This is a genomic window from Arthrobacter sp. J156 (assembly GCF_056172865.1).
Genome location: NZ_CM149650.1, coordinates 879,983 through 895,832, shown reverse-complemented (window position 1 = coordinate 895,832; position 15,850 = coordinate 879,983). Strand labels below are relative to the sequence as shown.

Here is a 15,850-nt window from a genome sequence, read left to right as displayed (position 1 = left end):
CCCCATGGGACACGACACCGCACCGACGAGGCCGCTGGTCAACGGGGCCGAGATGCCCCTTCTGGGGCTCGGCACCTACCCGATGGACGACGCGGAGGCCGGCGCTGCCGTCGTCCACGCCCTCGAGGCCGGGTACCGGATGATCGACACGGCCGAGAACTACCGCAACGAGGAAGGCGTGGGGCACGGGATCGCCCGGGCCGGCCTGGCGCGCGCGGAGCTGTTCATCACCACCAAGTTCAACAAGGAGTGGCACTCACGCGAGGGCGTGCGGACGGCCTGGGAGCACAGCGCCACGCGGCTCGGCCTCGACTACATCGACCTGATGCTCATCCACTGGCCCAATCCCGGGCTGGGACGCTACGTCGAGGCGTGGGAGGGGCTCGTCGAGCTGCTCTCCGAGCGCAAGGTCCGCGCGATCGGCACCTCCAACTTCACCCCGGCCCAGCTGACCGAGCTGATGAAGGCCACGTCCGTCGTGCCCGACGTCAACCAGATCCAGCACAGCCCTTGGTGGCCGCGGCACGACGAACTGCGGTTCCACGCCGAGCACGGGATCGCGAGCCAGTCGTGGAGCCCGCTCGGGCGGGGCCGGGGCCTGCTCGAATCGCCCGTCGTGGCCGAGGTGGCCGGCGAGCACGGCATCGAGCCGGCGCGGATCGTCCTGAGGTGGCACGTGCAGCACGGCACCGTGCCGTTGCCGAAGTCCATCGATCCGCGGCGGCAGCGCGAGAACCTCGACGTCTTCGGGTTCTCGCTCTCGGCCGATCAGGTGTCCCGACTGGATTCGCTCGCGGGCGGCGGTCCCGCCGTCATGGACCCGATGGAGTTCGGGCACTAGACCCTGGACGTGGTCGCGGGCCTCGTGGCCCGCGGCGTCGCCGCGAAGGAGACCAGCAGCATCGCGGCGACGAACCAGAAGGCCGCGAGCAGCCCGTAGGACTCGCCGAGGAATCCGAGCACGGGCGGGCCGACGAGGAATGCCGAGTAGCCGAAGATCGAGACGATGCTGACCCGGCGTGCCGCGTCGACGGGGTGGTCGGCGGCGACGGAGATGCCGACCGGGAAGCCGAGTGATCCGCCGAGCCCCCAGAGGACGACCGCGGCGAAGGCGAGGACGGGGTCCTCGGCGAGGATGAAGCCCGCGATGCCCGCGATCCCGAGCACCGCCATGGCCATCAGGACGGTGCGCCGGCCGAAGCGGTCGATCAACGGACCGCCGGCCACGCGGCCGAGCGTCATCGCCGCGACGAACGCCCCGTAGACGAGGGCACCCGTCGCGTTGTCGAAGCCGTGCCCGTCGACGGCCGCCAGCGCGAGCCAGTCGTTGGCCGATCCCTCGGCAAAGGCCATGCCGACCACCATGAGCCCGATCAGGACCAGGTGCGGGTCGCGGGCGAGCAGGAGCGTGGAGCGCATCCGCCCGGGCCAGGTGCGTGGCGCGGTGGCAGCCGCGGCGGGGGAACCGGGCCCGCGCAGGGCCGAGCCGGCGACGGGGACATGGCGGCAGGAGAGGAGTCCGGCGGCCGCGATGACGAGGCCGAGAGCTGTGAAGTGGACCTCCACGCTGACGCCGGCGGCCGCCGCGGCGGATCCGCCCAGCGCCCCGAGGATGGTGCCGACGCTGAAGAACGCGTGCATCAGCGGCAGGAGCGTGCGCCGGGAGGCCTTCTCCACGAGGGCGCCCTCGATGTTCATGACGACGTCCGTGATGGAGTAGACGAAGCCGAAGGCGACCAGGACCGCGGCGGTGAGGGCCGCGGATCCCAGCCAGCCGGCGGAGAGCCCGAGCGCGATCTGGCTCACGGCCATCGTCGACAGGGTGACCTGCAGGCCACGGGCGGCACCGAATCGCGCGAGGAACGCCGGCGCCGCCGCGAGGCCGGCGATCGACCCGCCGGCGAGGCCGAAGAGCATCAGCCCGATCGTGGACGTGGACAGCTCGAGGTCGTCGCGTACGGCGGGGATCCGCGAGACCCACGTCGCGAAGCCCACGCCGGACAGCGCGAAGACGACGAAGATGGCGTTGCGCCACGGGGCGAGGCCCGTCGGCGGGGTCTGCAGGGGAGTGCTGCTCTGCACGTCACGCTCCACGGTGGTGGTCTGTTGAGGGTCTGGGCTGCCTGACGGCGCGGGGAGTCGGGCTCACAGGCGTCCGAGGAGCCCCTTCCACGTGCTGCGCCAGTGCTCCACCGCCTCGGGGGAGCCGAGCTTGGTGTGGTTGATGCCCATGCTCGACCGGCCCGGGGCCTTCTCGTAGATGTCGAGGCTGACCCGGCTGCCATCGGCCAGCGGGGCGCGCCAGTACCTCCACTTCTCGGATTCGGACAGCGTCGCGTCTTGGTCGAGGGGCACGCCGCCGAAGTCCTCGAGGCCGGAGACGAGGTCCACCCAGGCGGTGCGGGCCTCGTCCATCGAGCCGTTGAAGGTCCGCGAGGCTCCGACCTGGTAGCTCCCGTCGCAGGACTGTCCGGGCATCCGCCGCCCCGTGTGCTGCTCGTAGGCGACGGCGACACCCTGCGCCCACCAGCCCGGGTTCCCGGGAATCGTGGACAACTCCGCGTAGGCGAGATCGGCCAGCTCCCGATGCCCGAGAGTGCGGCCCCCGGCCCCGTCGAGGTACGCGACCCAGGCGTCCCATCCGCGGCCCGTGGCCCGCTCGATCGCGGCCGTGTTGGAGGGCTTAGTCATGTTTACATACTAACTGGGCGGGCGCGGGTGTGAAGGGTGCCCTCGGCGCGACTCGAACGCGCGACCGGCGGATTAGAAGTCCGCTGCTCTATCCAACTGAGCTACGAAGGCCAGTGCCCGTCGGACGGGCGCGCCACCATTCTAACGGGGTGCCGGGGCCCGCCGCGACGGGCGCCACCGCCCCCTCACAGCCGGGCCCGTCCCGGCCGGTGGCCCCGTCTATCCACAGATCGACCCACGACCCATGCGCCGTTGCCTGCCGGCGACGACTCTTGGTGGCAGGGGCCGCGTGGCTCCTGGAGCACAGTCACACCAGACAAGAGGGAGAACACCATGGAGCAGCGCACGACGATCCGCGGCAACGCGGCATCGGACCCCGAGCACGTCGTGTCCAAGGACGGCAACACGACCTTCTGCACCTTCCGGCTCGCGGCGAACGTCGCCAACCGCGACCGCTCGAGCGGCGAATGGAAGGTCGACGCGACCAATTGGTACACGGTCAAGGCCTTCGGACGCCACGGGCTCAACGTCCTGGCCAGCGTCCGCAAGGGCGATCCGGTGATCGTCGAGGGACGGTTGCGCGTCACCGAGTGGCAGCGCGAGGACGGCAAGCGGAACTACGGCATCGACGTGCTGGCCGACGCCGTGGGTTTCAACATGGCCTACGGGACGTCGACCATGGCGAACCGCCGCGGCAACCGTCCGGTCGACGGCCCGCCCCGGCCGGAGCAGCTCGGCCCGGACGGCGCCCCGGCCATCGAGTCGGGGCTGGACGGGGACGACGGTGCGGACGCCTACGATCCCGAGACCGGCGAACTCCTCGACCAGGGGCCCTCCGCCGATGCGTCGTCCGACGTCGACGCCGCCGACCACCAGGCCGCCTAGCAGCGTTGCCGGCCCGCTCCCGCGCGAATGTGAGGAATGGGCCGGCAGCGACTAGCCTTGGACGCATGGCGGAATTCATCTACACCATGACCAAGGCCCGCAAGGCCGTTGGCGACAAGCTCATCCTCGACGACGTCAGCATGTCGTTCTATCCCGGTGCCAAGATCGGCGTCGTGGGACCGAACGGCGCCGGCAAGTCCACGATCCTCAAGATCATGGCCGGCCTCGACACGCCCTCGAACGGCGAGGCGCGGCTCAGCCCCGGCTATTCGGTGGGGATCCTGCTGCAGGAACCGCCCCTGAACGAGGAGAAGACGGTCCTCGGCAACGTCCAGGAGGGCGTTGGCGAGATCTACGGTAAGATCACCCGCTACAACCAGATCTCCGAGGAGATGTCCCAGCCGGACGCGGACTTCGACGCGCTTCTGGAGGAGATGGGCAAGCTCCAGGAGGAAATCGACGCGGCTGACGCGTGGGACATCGACAGCCAGCTGGAGCAGGCCATGGACGCGCTGCGCTGCCCGCCGGGCGACGCCGACGTCACCGTGCTCTCCGGCGGTGAGCGCCGCCGCGTGGCGCTGTGCAAGCTGCTGCTGCAGAAGCCCGACCTGCTGCTCCTCGACGAGCCCACGAACCACCTCGACGCCGAATCCGTCCTCTGGCTCGAGCAGCACCTCCAGTCCTACCCGGGCGCCGTCCTGGCCGTCACCCACGACCGCTACTTCCTGGACCACGTCGCCCAGTGGATCGCCGAGGTCGATCGCGGCCGCCTGATCCCCTACGAGGGCAACTACTCGACCTACCTGGAGAAGAAGCGCGAGCGCCTCGAGGTCCAGGGCAAGAAGGACCAGAAGCTGGCCAAGCGCCTTTCCGAGGAACTCGAGTGGGTGCGTTCCAACGCCAAGGGACGCCAGACCAAGTCCAAGGCACGTCTCGCGCGCTACGAGGAGATGGCGGCCGAGGCCGAGCGCACGCGCAAGCTGGACTTCGAGGAGATCCAGATTCCGCCGGGCCCGCGCCTGGGCAGCGTCGTCATCGAGGCCAACGGCCTGCAGAAGGGCTTCGGCGACCGCGAGCTCATCAACGGCCTGTCGTTCTCCCTGCCGCGCAACGGCATCGTCGGCGTGATCGGCCCCAACGGCGTCGGCAAGTCGACCCTCTTCAAGACCATCGTCGGGCTCGAGGAGCTCGACGGCGGCGCGTTGAAGATCGGCGAGACGGTCAAGATCTCCTACGTCGACCAGAACCGCGGCGGCATCGACCCGAACAAGAGCCTCTGGGAGGTCGTCTCTGACGGCCTCGATTACATCCAGGTCGGCAACGTCGAAATGCCGTCCCGTGCGTACGTCTCCGCGTTCGGCTTCAAGGGGCCGGACCAGCAGAAGAAGGCCGGCGTGCTCTCCGGCGGCGAGCGCAACCGCTTGAACCTGGCGATGACGCTCAAGCAGGGCGGCAACCTCCTGCTCCTCGACGAGCCCACCAACGACCTCGACGTCGAGACGCTCTCCAGCCTGGAGAACGCCCTGCTCGAGTTTCCGGGCTGCGCCGTCGTGGTCTCCCACGACCGGTGGTTCCTGGACCGCGTCGCGACCCACATCCTCGCGTGGGAGGGCACGGACGAGGACCCGGCCCAGTGGTACTGGTTCGAGGGCAACTTCGAGTCCTACGAGCAGAACAAGGTCGAGCGCCTCGGCCCTGACGCGGCCAAGCCGCACCGCGTCACGCACCGCCGCCTGACGCGGGACTAGGCTCCGCGCGTGACGCACGCGGGAGGGCCCCGGAACCACGTGGTTCCGGGGCCCTCCCGCGCTGTGACCGCTTGCGGCCGGGGTCCGGCTAGGACTTCCGTCCCCTCCGGGCCGCGGCCTTGATCATCCCGGATTGCAGTCCGCCGAGCAGCTTGGACTTCGCGTCGTCGGGGACGCGGATCATGCCCTCCTGCGCCGCGGTGGCCACGAGGAGGCCGTCCCGGTTGAAGAACCGGCCCTCGCAGAGCCCGCGGGCTCCCGAGGCGCTGGGGCTCTCCTGGACGTAGAGGAGCCATTCGTCGACGCGCACCGGGCGGTGCCACCACATGGCGTGGTCCAGGCTGGCCACGCTCATGCCCGGCGTGACCCAGGGCAGCCCGTGGCGGCGCAGCACCGACTCGAGCAGCGTGTAGTCGCTCCCGTAGGCGAGCGCCGCGCGCTGGACGGCCTGGTCGCCCTCGACCGGCCCGAACGTCTTCATCCAGACGGCGTTCGTCGCGGAACGGTCGGCCCTGCGCGGTCCCTCGACGTAGAGCGGCGTGTCGACGTGGCGGATGTCGAACGGCCGGTTGTATGCCCACTCCTGGGCCATGGGGTGCTTGAAGCGGCCGAGGAGGTCCGCCGTCGAGGGCAGCGACTCCGGGTTGGGAATCCCCTCGGGCATGCGTGCTTGGTGTTCGAGGCCCTCGGCCGGTTCCTGGAACGAGGCGATCATCGACAGGATCGGCACGCCCTCCTGGTAGGCGTGGACGCGGCGGGCCGAGAAGGACCGGCCGTCGCGCAGGCGTTGGACGCCGAAGGTGATCGGCTTGCGGGCATCGCCGGGGCGGAGGAAGTAGCCGTGCATGGAGTGGACGGGCCGGTCCGCGGAGACGGTCCGCGAGGCCGCGACGACCGACTGGGCCAGGACCTGCCCGCCGAAGACGCGCTGGCGCGGCTGCTCGGGCGAATGCCCGATGAAGATGTCCTCGTCCGTGCGCGCGTCGAACTCCCCATCGAGATCGAGCAGCCCCAGCAGGGAGGCGGTGGGGTCCTGGTGTTGCACGGTGGTGGCTCCTCGGCTGGTCGCGATCGTGACTCGACAGTATCCGGGCCGCGTTCGACGCGGCAAGCGGCCCGTCGCGGTGTGTCCCCGCCGGCTCGAGGGCATGAAAGCATGGTGTCATGCTGCCTGCCGACCTCGAGTTCGCCGATGCCGAATCCCTTGCCGACCTGCGCACCTTCCTCGTGCGGGCCCGCGCCGTGGCCGACGGCGAGGTGCGCCTCGCCGCGGCCGGGTCCTCCCTGGCCGTGTACGTGGCCGTCCTCGCCCCCGGGCAACTGGGCGAGGCCGTGCCGACCATCCTCGGCCTGCGCGTCGCACGCCTGGCGAGGGACCCCGGTCCGGGCATGGACGCCGTCTACCCGATCGGTGCGGTGGCGGACCGCCTGGCCCGCTCCGGCGCCGGCGAGACGGTGCTGCCGCTGCCGCCCGCCGAGTCCACGGCGGCCTGGACCGGGGTCGCCCCGCCGCGCGGCGGATGGGAACGGGTGGGGGAGTGCGACGCCGGGGCGCTGCGCCGGGCGGCCGAGGACGGCATGCGCGCCGTCGCCTCGGCGCTGCCGGAGAACGCCGGGCGTCCGGTGCTCGCCACGGTGCGCCAACGGATCTGGTCGAGCCCGATGGAAGGCTCCGGCCCCGTGGTCCCCACGGGCGTCGCCTTCGCGGCGCAGACGCTGGGCTTCCTGCCCCCCGAAGGGCCGGTTCCGGTCTTCGCCTCCGGGCCGTGGCTGCGGTTGACCAGCCCCGTGGGGCACGTCCTCGTCCGCCGGGCCACGCTCCTCTGACGGGGCACGGGCCCCTAGCGCTGGTCCGGGGCGTTCTGGAGGGAGTGGGCCGCCCGTTCGAGGTAGTCCCACAGTGTCGCCTCCTGCAGCGGCGGTAGCCCCAACGCGTCGACGGCGGCGCGCATGTGCCGCAGCCACGTATCCCGGGCGGCGGAATCGATCGTGTAGGGCATGTGGCGCATGCGCAGCCGCGGGTGGCCCCGGCGTTCGCTGTACGTCGTCGGCCCGCCCCAGTATTGCTCCAGGAAGAGCTGCAGGCGCATCGCCGCGGGCCTCAGGTCTTCCTCGGGGTACATGGCCCGGAAGTCCGGATCGGCGGCGACTCCCTCGTAGAACTTCTCCGCGAGGCGGCGGAAGGTCTCGCGCCCGCCGACCTCGTGGTAGAAGGTCCCCGCGTAGGCCTCCGGATCGTGCTCGTCGTTCGGATCCAGCGGCCGGGTCGTGTCGAAGCCCGCCGAAGGCGAGCCGACGGGACGCAGGCGGCCGAGCGGCCGGCCCAGGTTGCTCCCCTGCGGAAGCAGCGGCGGGCGGTCGGGGTTCTCGTGCGGGGTAGGCATGTGGTGCGGGGATCCTTCGGGGCGGGTTGGGGTGACGCCCTCCAGACTACGCCCGGACGGGCTCGTGGTGGACGGGGAAGTTCACGCTGCGCGCGATGAAGCACACCGCGTTGGCCGCGCCGTGGAGCGAATCGGCGAGGGCGCGTTGGGACTCGTCGGACAGCTCGACCGCGGGGCGCAACGTCGCGGAGACGAACTCCCCGCTGCCGTCCCGGTTGAGCCGCATCAGGGCCTCGGCCTGGTCCGTGTAGCCCGTCACGACGACGCCGTTCTTCACGGCGAGATGCAGATAGGACAGCATGTGGCATTGGCTCAGCGCCGCCAGCAGGAGCTGTTCGGGGTTCCAGCGGTCGCGGTCCCCGTGGAACGTGGGGTCGGCCGTGCCCGGGAGATCGGGGAGCCCCGCCGCGGCGACGACGTGGTCGCGGCCGTAGTCCCGGTAGCCGGAGGTACCGGTGCCGCGGTTCCCCGTCCAGCAGACGGAGACCTCGTAGTGGTGTTCGTTGAGCGTCATGCCGCCACGGTACACAGCCGCGGGCCGGTGGGGGAATCCACCGGCCCGCGCCGTTCGGCACCGTCTGCTGCCCAGCCGCGTCGTCCGATCAGCGGCGTCGACGGATCAGCGGTCGGCCGCCTGTGCGGCGAGCGCCCGCACCACGCCGTCGCGGTTCTCCAGCATGAGCCGCCGCAGCGCTGGGCTGTCGTCGCCGAGCTCCCCGAGGAAGACGTCGGTGCGGTCCACGGTCTCCCGGGACACCTGCGCGGACGGGTAGAGGCCCACGATGATCGACTGGGCGGTCTCGTAGCCCTTCTCCTCCCAGATCCGCCGTGCCGCCGCGAAGTACTCCGCGGCGTAGCCCTCGATGAGCGAGGCATCGTGCACGCGGTTGAAGCCGGCGATCGCCTGCCGCTGCAGCGTGTTGGACAGGGTCCCGTCCACCAGGACCGCGTCCCAGGCGGCGCGCTTGGCCTCCGCCGTCGGCAGCGCGGCGCCCGCGAGCTGCGCGGCAAGGCGCCCGTTGGCCGTGTTGTCGCGCTCGAGCTCGGCGTCGATGTCGGCCTGGCCGCGCCGCCCGCCGGCGGCCAGCGCCGTCAGGAGCTCCCAGCGCAGGTCGGCGTCGAGTTCCAGGCCCTCGAGCACGCGGGAACCCGTCAGCAGCTGCTCGACGGTGTCGAGCTGCGCCGCGGTGCGCGAGCGCAGGGCGAAGGCCTTGGCGAACTGCAGCTGGTGATCGGAGGCCGGTGCTGCGGCCTCGGCGAGCTCCCACAGGCGCTCCGCGGCGGATTCGGCGAGCGCGCGGCGGTCGGCGGCGGCGACGTAGTAGTCCAGCACCGTGTTGAGCTGGCGGAGCAGGACCAGGACCACGGAGGAGTCGGACTCCTGGGCGATGTTGTTCAGGACGAGCTCGACGTAGGCGCGCGCCGGCGTCTCCGCATCCCGCGCCGCGTCCCACGCGCTGCCCCAGAGCAGGGTGCGCGGCAGCGACTCGGCGATGTCCTTCAGGTGCTCCGTCGCCGTGGCGAGGGAACGCTCGTCGAGGCGGATCTTCGCGTAGGCCAGGTCGTCGTCGTTCAGCAGGACGAGCGCCGGGCGGCGCAGCCCCACAAGCGCGGGCACCTCCGTCCGCTCCCCGGCTACGTCGAGCTCCTCCCGATGCGTGCGGACCAGGCGTCCGGCGTCGTCCTGGTCATAGAAGCCGACGGCGAGGCGGTGCGGGCGGATGGTCGGGTAGCCCTCCGGCGCGGACTGGAGGATCGCGAACGAGGCGACGGCCCCGTCGTCGTCCACCGTGATCTCGGGGACCAGCTTGTTCACTCCCGCGGTCTCGAGCCAGAGCCGGCCCCACTCGGCGAGGTCGCGCCCGCTGGCCGCCTCGAGCTCGGTCATCAAGTCCGCGAGGACGGTGTTGCCCCAGGCGTGCTTGCCGAAGTAGGAGCGCACGCCGGCCATGAACTCCTCCTGGCCCACCCAGGCCACGAGCTGGCGGAGCACGGAGGCGCCCTTGGCGTAGGTGATGCCGTCGAAGTTGACCTGGACGTCCTCGAGGTCGTTGATCTCCGCGACGATCGGGTGCGTCGAGGGCAGCTGGTCCTGGCGGTAGGCCCAGGACTTCTCCATCGAGGCGAACGTGGTCCATGCGCCCGTGAACTCGGTGTTCTCCGCCGCCGCCAGGGTGGACATGAACTCCGCGAAGGACTCGTTGAGCCACAGGTCGTTCCACCAGCGCATCGTGACGAGGTCCCCGAACCACATGTGGGCGAGCTCGTGCAGGATGGTGATCGCGCGGCGTTCCACCATGGCCCCGGTCGGCCGGGAGCGGAAGACGTAGCTCTCGAGGAACGTCACGGCCCCGGCGTTCTCCATGGCGCCGGCATTGAACTCCGGGACGAACAGCTGGTCGTACTTGGGGAACGGGTAGGGTGTGCCGAACTGCGCCTCGAAGAACTCGAAGCCCTGGCGCGTGAGCGTGAAGACGTTCTCCGCATCGAGGTGCTCCATGAGGGACTTGCGGGCGAAGACGCCGAGCGGGATGGTCCGGCCGTCCGAGCTCGTGAGCTCGCTGCGCACGGACTCGTAGGGCCCGGCGATCAGGGCCGTGATGTAGGAGGACATGCGCAGGGTCGGCTCGAACGCCCAGACGGCCGCGCCCCCGCCCGCGTCGCGCGGGGCGGGCGTGGGGGAGTTGGACACGACGTCCCAGTGGGCGGGCGCCTTGACGGTGAACCGGAAGGCGGCCTTGAGGTCGGGCTGCTCGAAGACGGCGAACATGCGCCGCGAGTCGGGGACCTCGAACTGCGTGTACAGGTAGACCTCGTCGTCCACGGGGTCCACGAAGCGGTGCAGGCCCTCGCCCGTGTTCGTGTAGAGGGCGTCCGCGACGACGGTGAGGACGTTCTCCTCCGCGAGGCCGTCGAGGCGGATGCGGACGCCGTCCGCGACGTCCGGGCCCAGCTCCGTGCCGTTGAGGACCACCGAGTGCACGGTGTCCGTCACGGCGTCGATGAAGGTCGAAGCGCCCGCCGCGGCCGTGAAGCGGACCGTGGTGGTCGAGCCGAAGACCCGGTCTCCGCGCGTCAGGTCGAGTTCGACGTCGTAGCTGTCGACGGCGAGCAGCTCGGCTCGCTCCTGCGCCTCGGCGCGGGTCAGGTTCAATCCAGGCAAGGTCGGTGCCTCCATAGCTCGTTCATGTGCGGTGCGCGGCCGGAGCCGGCACGGCGATTCTGAAAGAATCGCTGAAGATGTGGCCATTGTCTCACCAAGCGCCACTGCTTGCACCCTAGCGACGCACCCGCTCCGCCACAAAGCACGTTGCGCCCTCGGCCCAGGCCCGCCCGGGGGATAGGCTGGGACGCGTTCACCACCCACTCACCCGCGGAGGACCCTTTCCATGCGCGTGCACATCGCCACGGACCATGCCGGTCTTGAACTGAGCGCCCACCTGGTGCGCCATTTGAGCGCCGCCGGCCACGACGTCGTCGACCACGGCCCCACGGCCTACGACCCCGAGGACGACTACCCGCGCTTTTGCATCAACGCCGCCCTCGCGGTCGTCGCCGACCAGGCGGCCGGCACCGAGGCCCTCGGGATCGTCCTCGGCGGCTCCGGCAACGGCGAGCAGATCGCGGCGAACAAGGTCGCCGGAGTCCGCGCGGCGCTGGCCTGGAACCTCGACACGGCGCGCCTGGCCCGCGAGCACAACGACGCGAACGTCATCGCCGTCGGCGGGCGCCAGCACCCGCTCGATGAGGCGACCGCGATCATCGAGGCCTTCCTCGCCGAGCCGTTCAGCAACGCGGAGCGCCACGTGCGCCGCATCGGCAAGATCGCCTCCTACGAGGCCACGGGCGAGGTCCCCGCCGAGTAATGCCGGAGGGCCACTCGATCCACCGCCTCGCGCGGCAGTTCAACGACGTCTTCGCGGGGAGCCGGCTCCGGGTCTCGAGCCCGCAGGGCCGGTTCTCCGCCGACGCCCGGCGCGTGGACGGGCGGACGCTCGAATCCGCCGGGGCGCACGGGAAGATGCTGTTCCTCCGCTTCGACAACGACCTCACGCTGCGCGTGCACCTGGGGCTCTACGGGGCCTGGGACTTCGGCGGCGACGAGGGCTTCCGCGGCGCCTCCTCGATCGGGGCGCCGCGCCGCGTGGGGGAGCGGGAGGCGTACGACGACGGGGCCCCCGTCCCGTACGCGGGCCCGCCGGAGCCCGTGGGGCAGGTCCGCGCCCGGCTCGAGTCCGGGCACGGATGGGCGGACCTGCGGGGGCCGAGCGCCTGCGAGGTGCTCGACGACGCCGGCGTGGCCGCCGTGCTGGGGCGCCTCGGTCCGGACCCGCTCGGGCCGGCCCCGGATGATGCGGTTGCCGGCGCGGCGGCGCTGCCGGTTCCCGTCTGGGACGATCCGCGGGCGGAGTTCGCGCGCCGGCTCGTCCGCCGCGCCACGCCCGTGGCCGTGCTGCTCATGGAGCAATCCGTCATCGCCGGCGTCGGAAACATCTACCGCGCCGAGGCCCTGTTCCGGGAGCGGATGGACCCCTGGGCCACCGGGCGGCAGGCAGGCGTCGACGCGGCGCGGCGGCTCTGGGACGACCTCGCGTCGATCATGGCCGACGGTGTCCGCGACGGCCGGATCATCACCACGCGTCCCGGGGACCGCTCCGGCGCGGCGCCGGTCTGGCCGGACGACGCCTACTACGTCTACCAGCGCCAGGGACTGGGCTGCAGGGTCTGCGGTACGGGGATCGCCCTGGCCGAGATCGCCTCCCGCAAGCTCTACTGGTGTCCCGCGTGCCAGGGGCGGGAAGGGCGCGCGTAGGCGTCGGTTCCGGACGGCGGATTGCGGACCGGGGGTCGGCTCGTGCTAAAGTCTCAACGTCCTCGGGGATGTAGCTCAATGGTAGAGCCTCAGTCTTCCAAACTGATTACGCGGGTTCGATTCCCGTCATCCCCTCGCGTCGCGAAGGCGGACCGGCCGCGGCCGGTCCGCCTTCCGCGTCTGATTAGTCGTAGCGCGGCCGTTCTGCGTAAACTGGCAGCTGCACTAATCGGGGTGTAGCTCAGCTTGGCTAGAGCGCGCGCTTTGGGAGCGTGAGGTCGCAGGTTCAAATCCTGTCACCCCGACTCTGCCCACCATCGATCCCATCCTCAGGAGTACCACAGCTGTGAAGAGCGCCGTCGAAAACCTCTCCCCGACCCGGGTCAAGCTCAACGTCGAGGTTCCGCTCGACGAACTCCAGCCGAGCATCGACGCCGCGTACAAGACCATCGCACAGCAGATCCAGGTGCCGGGCTTCCGCAAGGGCAAGGTGCCCAACGTGCTGATCGACCAGCGCGTCGGACGCGGCTACGTCCTCGAGACGGCCGTGAACGAGGGCATGAACGGCTTCTACCAGGAGGCCGTCCGCGAGGCCGACATCGTCCCGCTGTCCCGTCCCGAGGTGGAGATCACCGAGGTGCCCGAGGGCGACGCCGGCCAGCTCGCCTTCCACGCCGAGATCGACATCCGGCCTCAGATCGAGCTCCCGGACTACGCCGGCCTCGAGGTCCAGGTCGACGCGGCATCGGCGTCCGACGAGGATGTCCAGAAGCAGCTCGACGAGCTGCGCGGACGCTTCGGCACGCTCAAGGCCGTCGAGCGCCCCGCCGCCGACGCCGACTTCATCACGATCGACCTCAAGGCGACCATCGGCGACGAAGAGGTCGACTCCGCGACGGGCCTGTCCTACCAGGTCGGTTCCGGCACGATGCTCGAGGGCCTCGACGAGGCCGTGACCGGCCTGTCCGCCGGCGAGGACGCCGTCTTCGAGTCCACGCTGGCCGGTGGCGAGCGCTCGGGCGAGACCGCCCAGGTCAAGGTCGCCGTCTCGGCCGTCAAGGAGCGCGAACTCCCCGAGGCCGACGACGAGTTCGCCCAGCTGGCCTCCGAGTTCGACACGATCGCCGAGCTCAACGAGGACCTCGCCAAGCAGGCGGCCGACGCCAAGGTCGTCGAGCAGGGCGTGCAGGCGCGCGACCTCGTCCTCGACAAGCTCGTCGAGCTCATCGAGGTCCCGGTCCCCGGTTCCATCGTCGACGAGCAGGTCGAGCAGCACTTCGCCCAGGGCGGCCACACCGAGGGCGAGGAGCACGACACCGAGGAGCACCGCGCCGAGGTCCGCGCCAACGCCGAGCGCGCCTTCAAGAACGAGGTCATCCTCGACAAGATCGCCGAGAAGGAAGAGGTCGGCGTCGAGCAGTCCGAGCTCATCGACTACATCGTCCAGACCGCGAGCCAGTACGGCATGGACCCGAACCAGTTCGCCCAGATGCTCGACGGCGCCGGCCAGGTGCCGATGATGATCGGCGAGGTCCGCCGCCGCAAGGCGCTCGCCAAGGTCCTCGAGCTGGCCAAGGTCACCGACTCCGAGGGCAACGAGGTCGACCTCAGCAGCTTCGTCCGCCCGGCCGGCGAAGAGGCCTCGGCCTCCTCCGCGAGCTCCGCCTCGTCGGCTTCCTCCGCCTCCGCCTCCTCGGCCGAGTAGGAAACGCAGCGCAACGCCGCTCGGCGGGACCCTTCGGGGCTCCCGCCGAGCGGCGTTTAAGCGGCCGGTGAACGCGCGGCGCGGACCACCATGCGCCCACAGCGAACAGCCCCGGCCGCACCGCGCCGAGGCGGTCCTCAGGCAGTAGTCTCATGGAAGGCAAGCGCCCACGGCGCCCCGGCGCAACGGCCGGAGGAGCACGGCACCACGGAGAGGTATTCGAGCATGTCCAAGGAATCCCGCACCCCCACCATGGCTTCGGTCGACCCGGCCAGCCGCGAGGACTACATCTACAACCGGCTGCTCAAGGAGCGGATCATCTGGCTCGGCACCGAGGTCGCCGACGAGAACGCCAACGCGATCTGCTCGCAGCTGCTGCTCCTGTCCGCGGAGGACCCGGACAAGGACATCTACCTCTACATCAACTCCCCGGGCGGTTCCATCACCGCCGGCATGGCGATCTACGACACGATGAACTACATCCCCAACGACGTCGTCACGGTCGCCACGGGACTCGCCGCGTCGATGGGGCAGTTCCTGCTCTCCTCCGGCACGAAGGGCAAGCGCTACGCGACCCCCAACGCACGCATCCTCATGCACCAGCCCTCGGGCGGCATCGGCGGCACCGCCTCCGACATCCGCATCCAGGCCGAGCTGATCCTGCACATGAAGAAGGTCATGTCCGAGCTCACGGCCGAGCAGACGGGCCAGGATCTCGAGACCATCCTGCGCGACAACGACCGGGACAAGTGGTTCACGGCCCAGGAGGGCCTCGAGTACGGATTCTTCGACCACATCGCCCAGAACTCGCACTCCGTCTCCGGCGGCGGCGGAGTGAAGCAGTAGCGGCGAGCCCGTCCCGACCCCTTAGATCCCCACAGGAGAACACCATGAACGCCAACGGCATCGGAACCGCCGGGCAGCTGCCGACCGCCCGCTACATCCTTCCCCAGTTCGAGGAGCGCACGCCCTACGGCTTCAAGCGCCAGGATCCCTACGCGAAGCTCTTCGAGGACCGGATCGTCTTCCTGGGCTCGCAGGTCGACGACGCCTCGGCCGACGACGTGATGGCCCAGCTGCTCGTCCTCGAGTCCATGGATCCGGAGCGCGACATCACGCTGTACATCAACTCCCCGGGCGGTTCCTTCACGGCCATGACCGCCATCTACGACACGATGCAGTTCATCCGTCCCGAGGTGCAGACCGTCTGCCTCGGCCAGGCGGCCAGCGCGGCGGCCGTTCTGCTCTCGGCCGGGGCCCCCGGCAAGCGGCTCGCCCTGCCCAATGCACGCGTCCTGATCCACCAGCCCGCCATGGGCGGGGGAGAGCGCGGCACCGCGACGGATCTGCAGATCCAGGCAGAGGAGGTCATGCGCATGCGGACCTGGCTCGAGACCACGCTCGCCGCCAACAGCAACAAGACGGCGGAGGAGGTCGGCATCGACATCGAACGCGACCTCTACATGACGGCCGAGGACGCCAAGGTCTACGGCCTGATCGACGAGGTGCTGACGCCGCGCAAGATCAAGCCACAGGCCGTCGGCAGCTAGCCCTCCGCACCGCCGGGCCCTGCGAAATGTTGCAGCATGGGCCCGGCGGTGACCCAAACCGTCGGGTCGCTGAC

The 15,850-nt window shown here is 70.6% G+C and carries 15 protein-coding genes and 3 tRNA genes; 11 read left to right on the top strand and 7 right to left on the bottom strand.

Annotated features, from left to right (window positions below; genetic code table 11):
- The first annotated feature begins 4 nt into the window (after positions 1-4).
- Complete coding sequence (locus tag AC0QR5_RS04170) at positions 5-841, top strand: aldo/keto reductase (protein ID WP_329860730.1); 837 nt, start codon at positions 5-7, stop codon at positions 839-841.
- Here the strand turns inward: AC0QR5_RS04170 and AC0QR5_RS04165 are convergent.
- The 3 genes from AC0QR5_RS04165 to AC0QR5_RS04155 all read right to left on the bottom strand — a co-directional run bounded on the left by AC0QR5_RS04165 (position 838) and on the right by AC0QR5_RS04155 (position 2,802).
- The gene (locus tag AC0QR5_RS04165) at positions 838-2,082 is read right to left on the bottom strand and encodes an MFS transporter (protein ID WP_329860729.1); all 1,245 of its coding nucleotides are present in this window, start codon (positions 2,080-2,082) and stop codon (positions 838-840) included. The two genes, AC0QR5_RS04170 and AC0QR5_RS04165, sit on opposite strands and share 4 nt — an antisense overlap.
- A 63-nt stretch (positions 2,083-2,145) precedes the next feature.
- Entirely contained in the window at positions 2,146-2,691 is a 546-nt protein-coding gene (locus tag AC0QR5_RS04160; protein ID WP_329860727.1) for a hypothetical protein, read from the bottom strand.
- 37 nt (positions 2,692-2,728) lie between these two features.
- Positions 2,729-2,802: transfer RNA gene (locus tag AC0QR5_RS04155), tRNA-Arg, on the bottom strand.
- A 222-nt stretch (positions 2,803-3,024) separates the two neighbouring features.
- On the opposite strand from AC0QR5_RS04155, the gene AC0QR5_RS04150 reads away from it, so the two are divergent.
- Positions 3,025-3,576 carry a single-stranded DNA-binding protein gene (locus AC0QR5_RS04150; RefSeq protein ID WP_329860726.1) on the top strand — a complete coding sequence of 184 codons (552 nt, stop codon included), beginning with the start codon at positions 3,025-3,027 and terminating at the stop codon, positions 3,574-3,576.
- Between the two features lie 65 nt (positions 3,577-3,641).
- Entirely contained in the window at positions 3,642-5,324 is a 1,683-nt protein-coding gene (gene ettA, locus AC0QR5_RS04145) for an energy-dependent translational throttle protein EttA (RefSeq protein WP_430633806.1), read from the top strand.
- An 88-nt stretch (positions 5,325-5,412) separates the two neighbouring features.
- Here ettA and AC0QR5_RS04140 read toward each other — a convergent pair whose 3' ends face one another.
- Positions 5,413-6,435 carry an acyl-CoA thioesterase gene (locus tag AC0QR5_RS04140; RefSeq protein WP_430633809.1) on the bottom strand — a complete coding sequence of 341 codons (1,023 nt, stop codon included), beginning with the start codon at positions 6,433-6,435 and terminating at the stop codon, positions 5,413-5,415.
- Between the two features lie 53 nt (positions 6,436-6,488).
- Here AC0QR5_RS04140 and AC0QR5_RS04135 point away from each other — a divergent pair, with 53 nt between their 5' ends.
- Positions 6,489-7,151 carry a DUF8185 domain-containing protein gene (locus tag AC0QR5_RS04135; protein WP_329860724.1) on the top strand — a complete coding sequence of 221 codons (663 nt, stop codon included), beginning with the start codon at positions 6,489-6,491 and terminating at the stop codon, positions 7,149-7,151.
- A 14-nt stretch (positions 7,152-7,165) separates the two neighbouring features.
- Here AC0QR5_RS04135 and AC0QR5_RS04130 read toward each other — a convergent pair whose 3' ends face one another.
- From AC0QR5_RS04130 to pepN, 3 genes are all read right to left on the bottom strand, one after another.
- The gene (locus AC0QR5_RS04130; protein WP_430633808.1) at positions 7,166-7,582 is read right to left on the bottom strand and encodes a globin; all 417 of its coding nucleotides are present in this window, start codon (positions 7,580-7,582) and stop codon (positions 7,166-7,168) included.
- Positions 7,583-7,754: 172 nt separating this feature from the next.
- Positions 7,755-8,222 (bottom strand): OsmC family protein, encoded by a 468-nt coding sequence (locus AC0QR5_RS04125; protein ID WP_329860720.1) that lies wholly within the window; start codon positions 8,220-8,222, stop codon positions 7,755-7,757.
- Positions 8,223-8,327: 105 nt separating this feature from the next.
- Complete coding sequence (gene pepN / locus AC0QR5_RS04120; RefSeq protein ID WP_430970713.1) at positions 8,328-10,871, bottom strand: aminopeptidase N; 2,544 nt, start codon at positions 10,869-10,871, stop codon at positions 8,328-8,330.
- Positions 10,872-11,097: 226 nt separating this feature from the next.
- Between pepN and AC0QR5_RS04115 the strand changes: the two genes are divergently transcribed.
- The 7 genes from AC0QR5_RS04115 (at position 11,098) to AC0QR5_RS04085 (ending at position 15,776) form a co-directional block, all read left to right on the top strand.
- Positions 11,098-11,574, top strand: coding sequence for a ribose-5-phosphate isomerase (locus tag AC0QR5_RS04115; RefSeq protein WP_329860717.1), 477 nt, complete (start codon positions 11,098-11,100; stop codon positions 11,572-11,574).
- Positions 11,574-12,521 carry an Fpg/Nei family DNA glycosylase gene (locus tag AC0QR5_RS04110; protein ID WP_329860716.1) on the top strand — a complete coding sequence of 316 codons (948 nt, stop codon included), beginning with the start codon at positions 11,574-11,576 and terminating at the stop codon, positions 12,519-12,521. Before AC0QR5_RS04115 ends, AC0QR5_RS04110 begins: the two co-directional genes overlap by 1 nt.
- 64 nt (positions 12,522-12,585) lie before the next feature.
- A tRNA-Gly gene (locus tag AC0QR5_RS04105) sits at positions 12,586-12,656 on the top strand.
- A gap of 95 nt (positions 12,657-12,751) precedes the next feature.
- Positions 12,752-12,826: transfer RNA gene (locus AC0QR5_RS04100), tRNA-Pro, on the top strand.
- Between the two features lie 41 nt (positions 12,827-12,867).
- A complete protein-coding gene (gene tig / locus AC0QR5_RS04095; RefSeq protein WP_329860715.1) occupies positions 12,868-14,226 on the top strand; it encodes a trigger factor in 1,359 nt (452 codons plus the stop codon).
- Between the two features lie 252 nt (positions 14,227-14,478).
- Positions 14,479-15,072 carry an ATP-dependent Clp protease proteolytic subunit gene (locus tag AC0QR5_RS04090; RefSeq protein ID WP_329860764.1) on the top strand — a complete coding sequence of 198 codons (594 nt, stop codon included), beginning with the start codon at positions 14,479-14,481 and terminating at the stop codon, positions 15,070-15,072.
- 44 nt (positions 15,073-15,116) lie between these two features.
- Positions 15,117-15,776 carry an ATP-dependent Clp protease proteolytic subunit gene (locus AC0QR5_RS04085; RefSeq protein WP_329860714.1) on the top strand — a complete coding sequence of 220 codons (660 nt, stop codon included), beginning with the start codon at positions 15,117-15,119 and terminating at the stop codon, positions 15,774-15,776.
- Positions 15,777-15,850 lie beyond the last annotated feature (74 nt).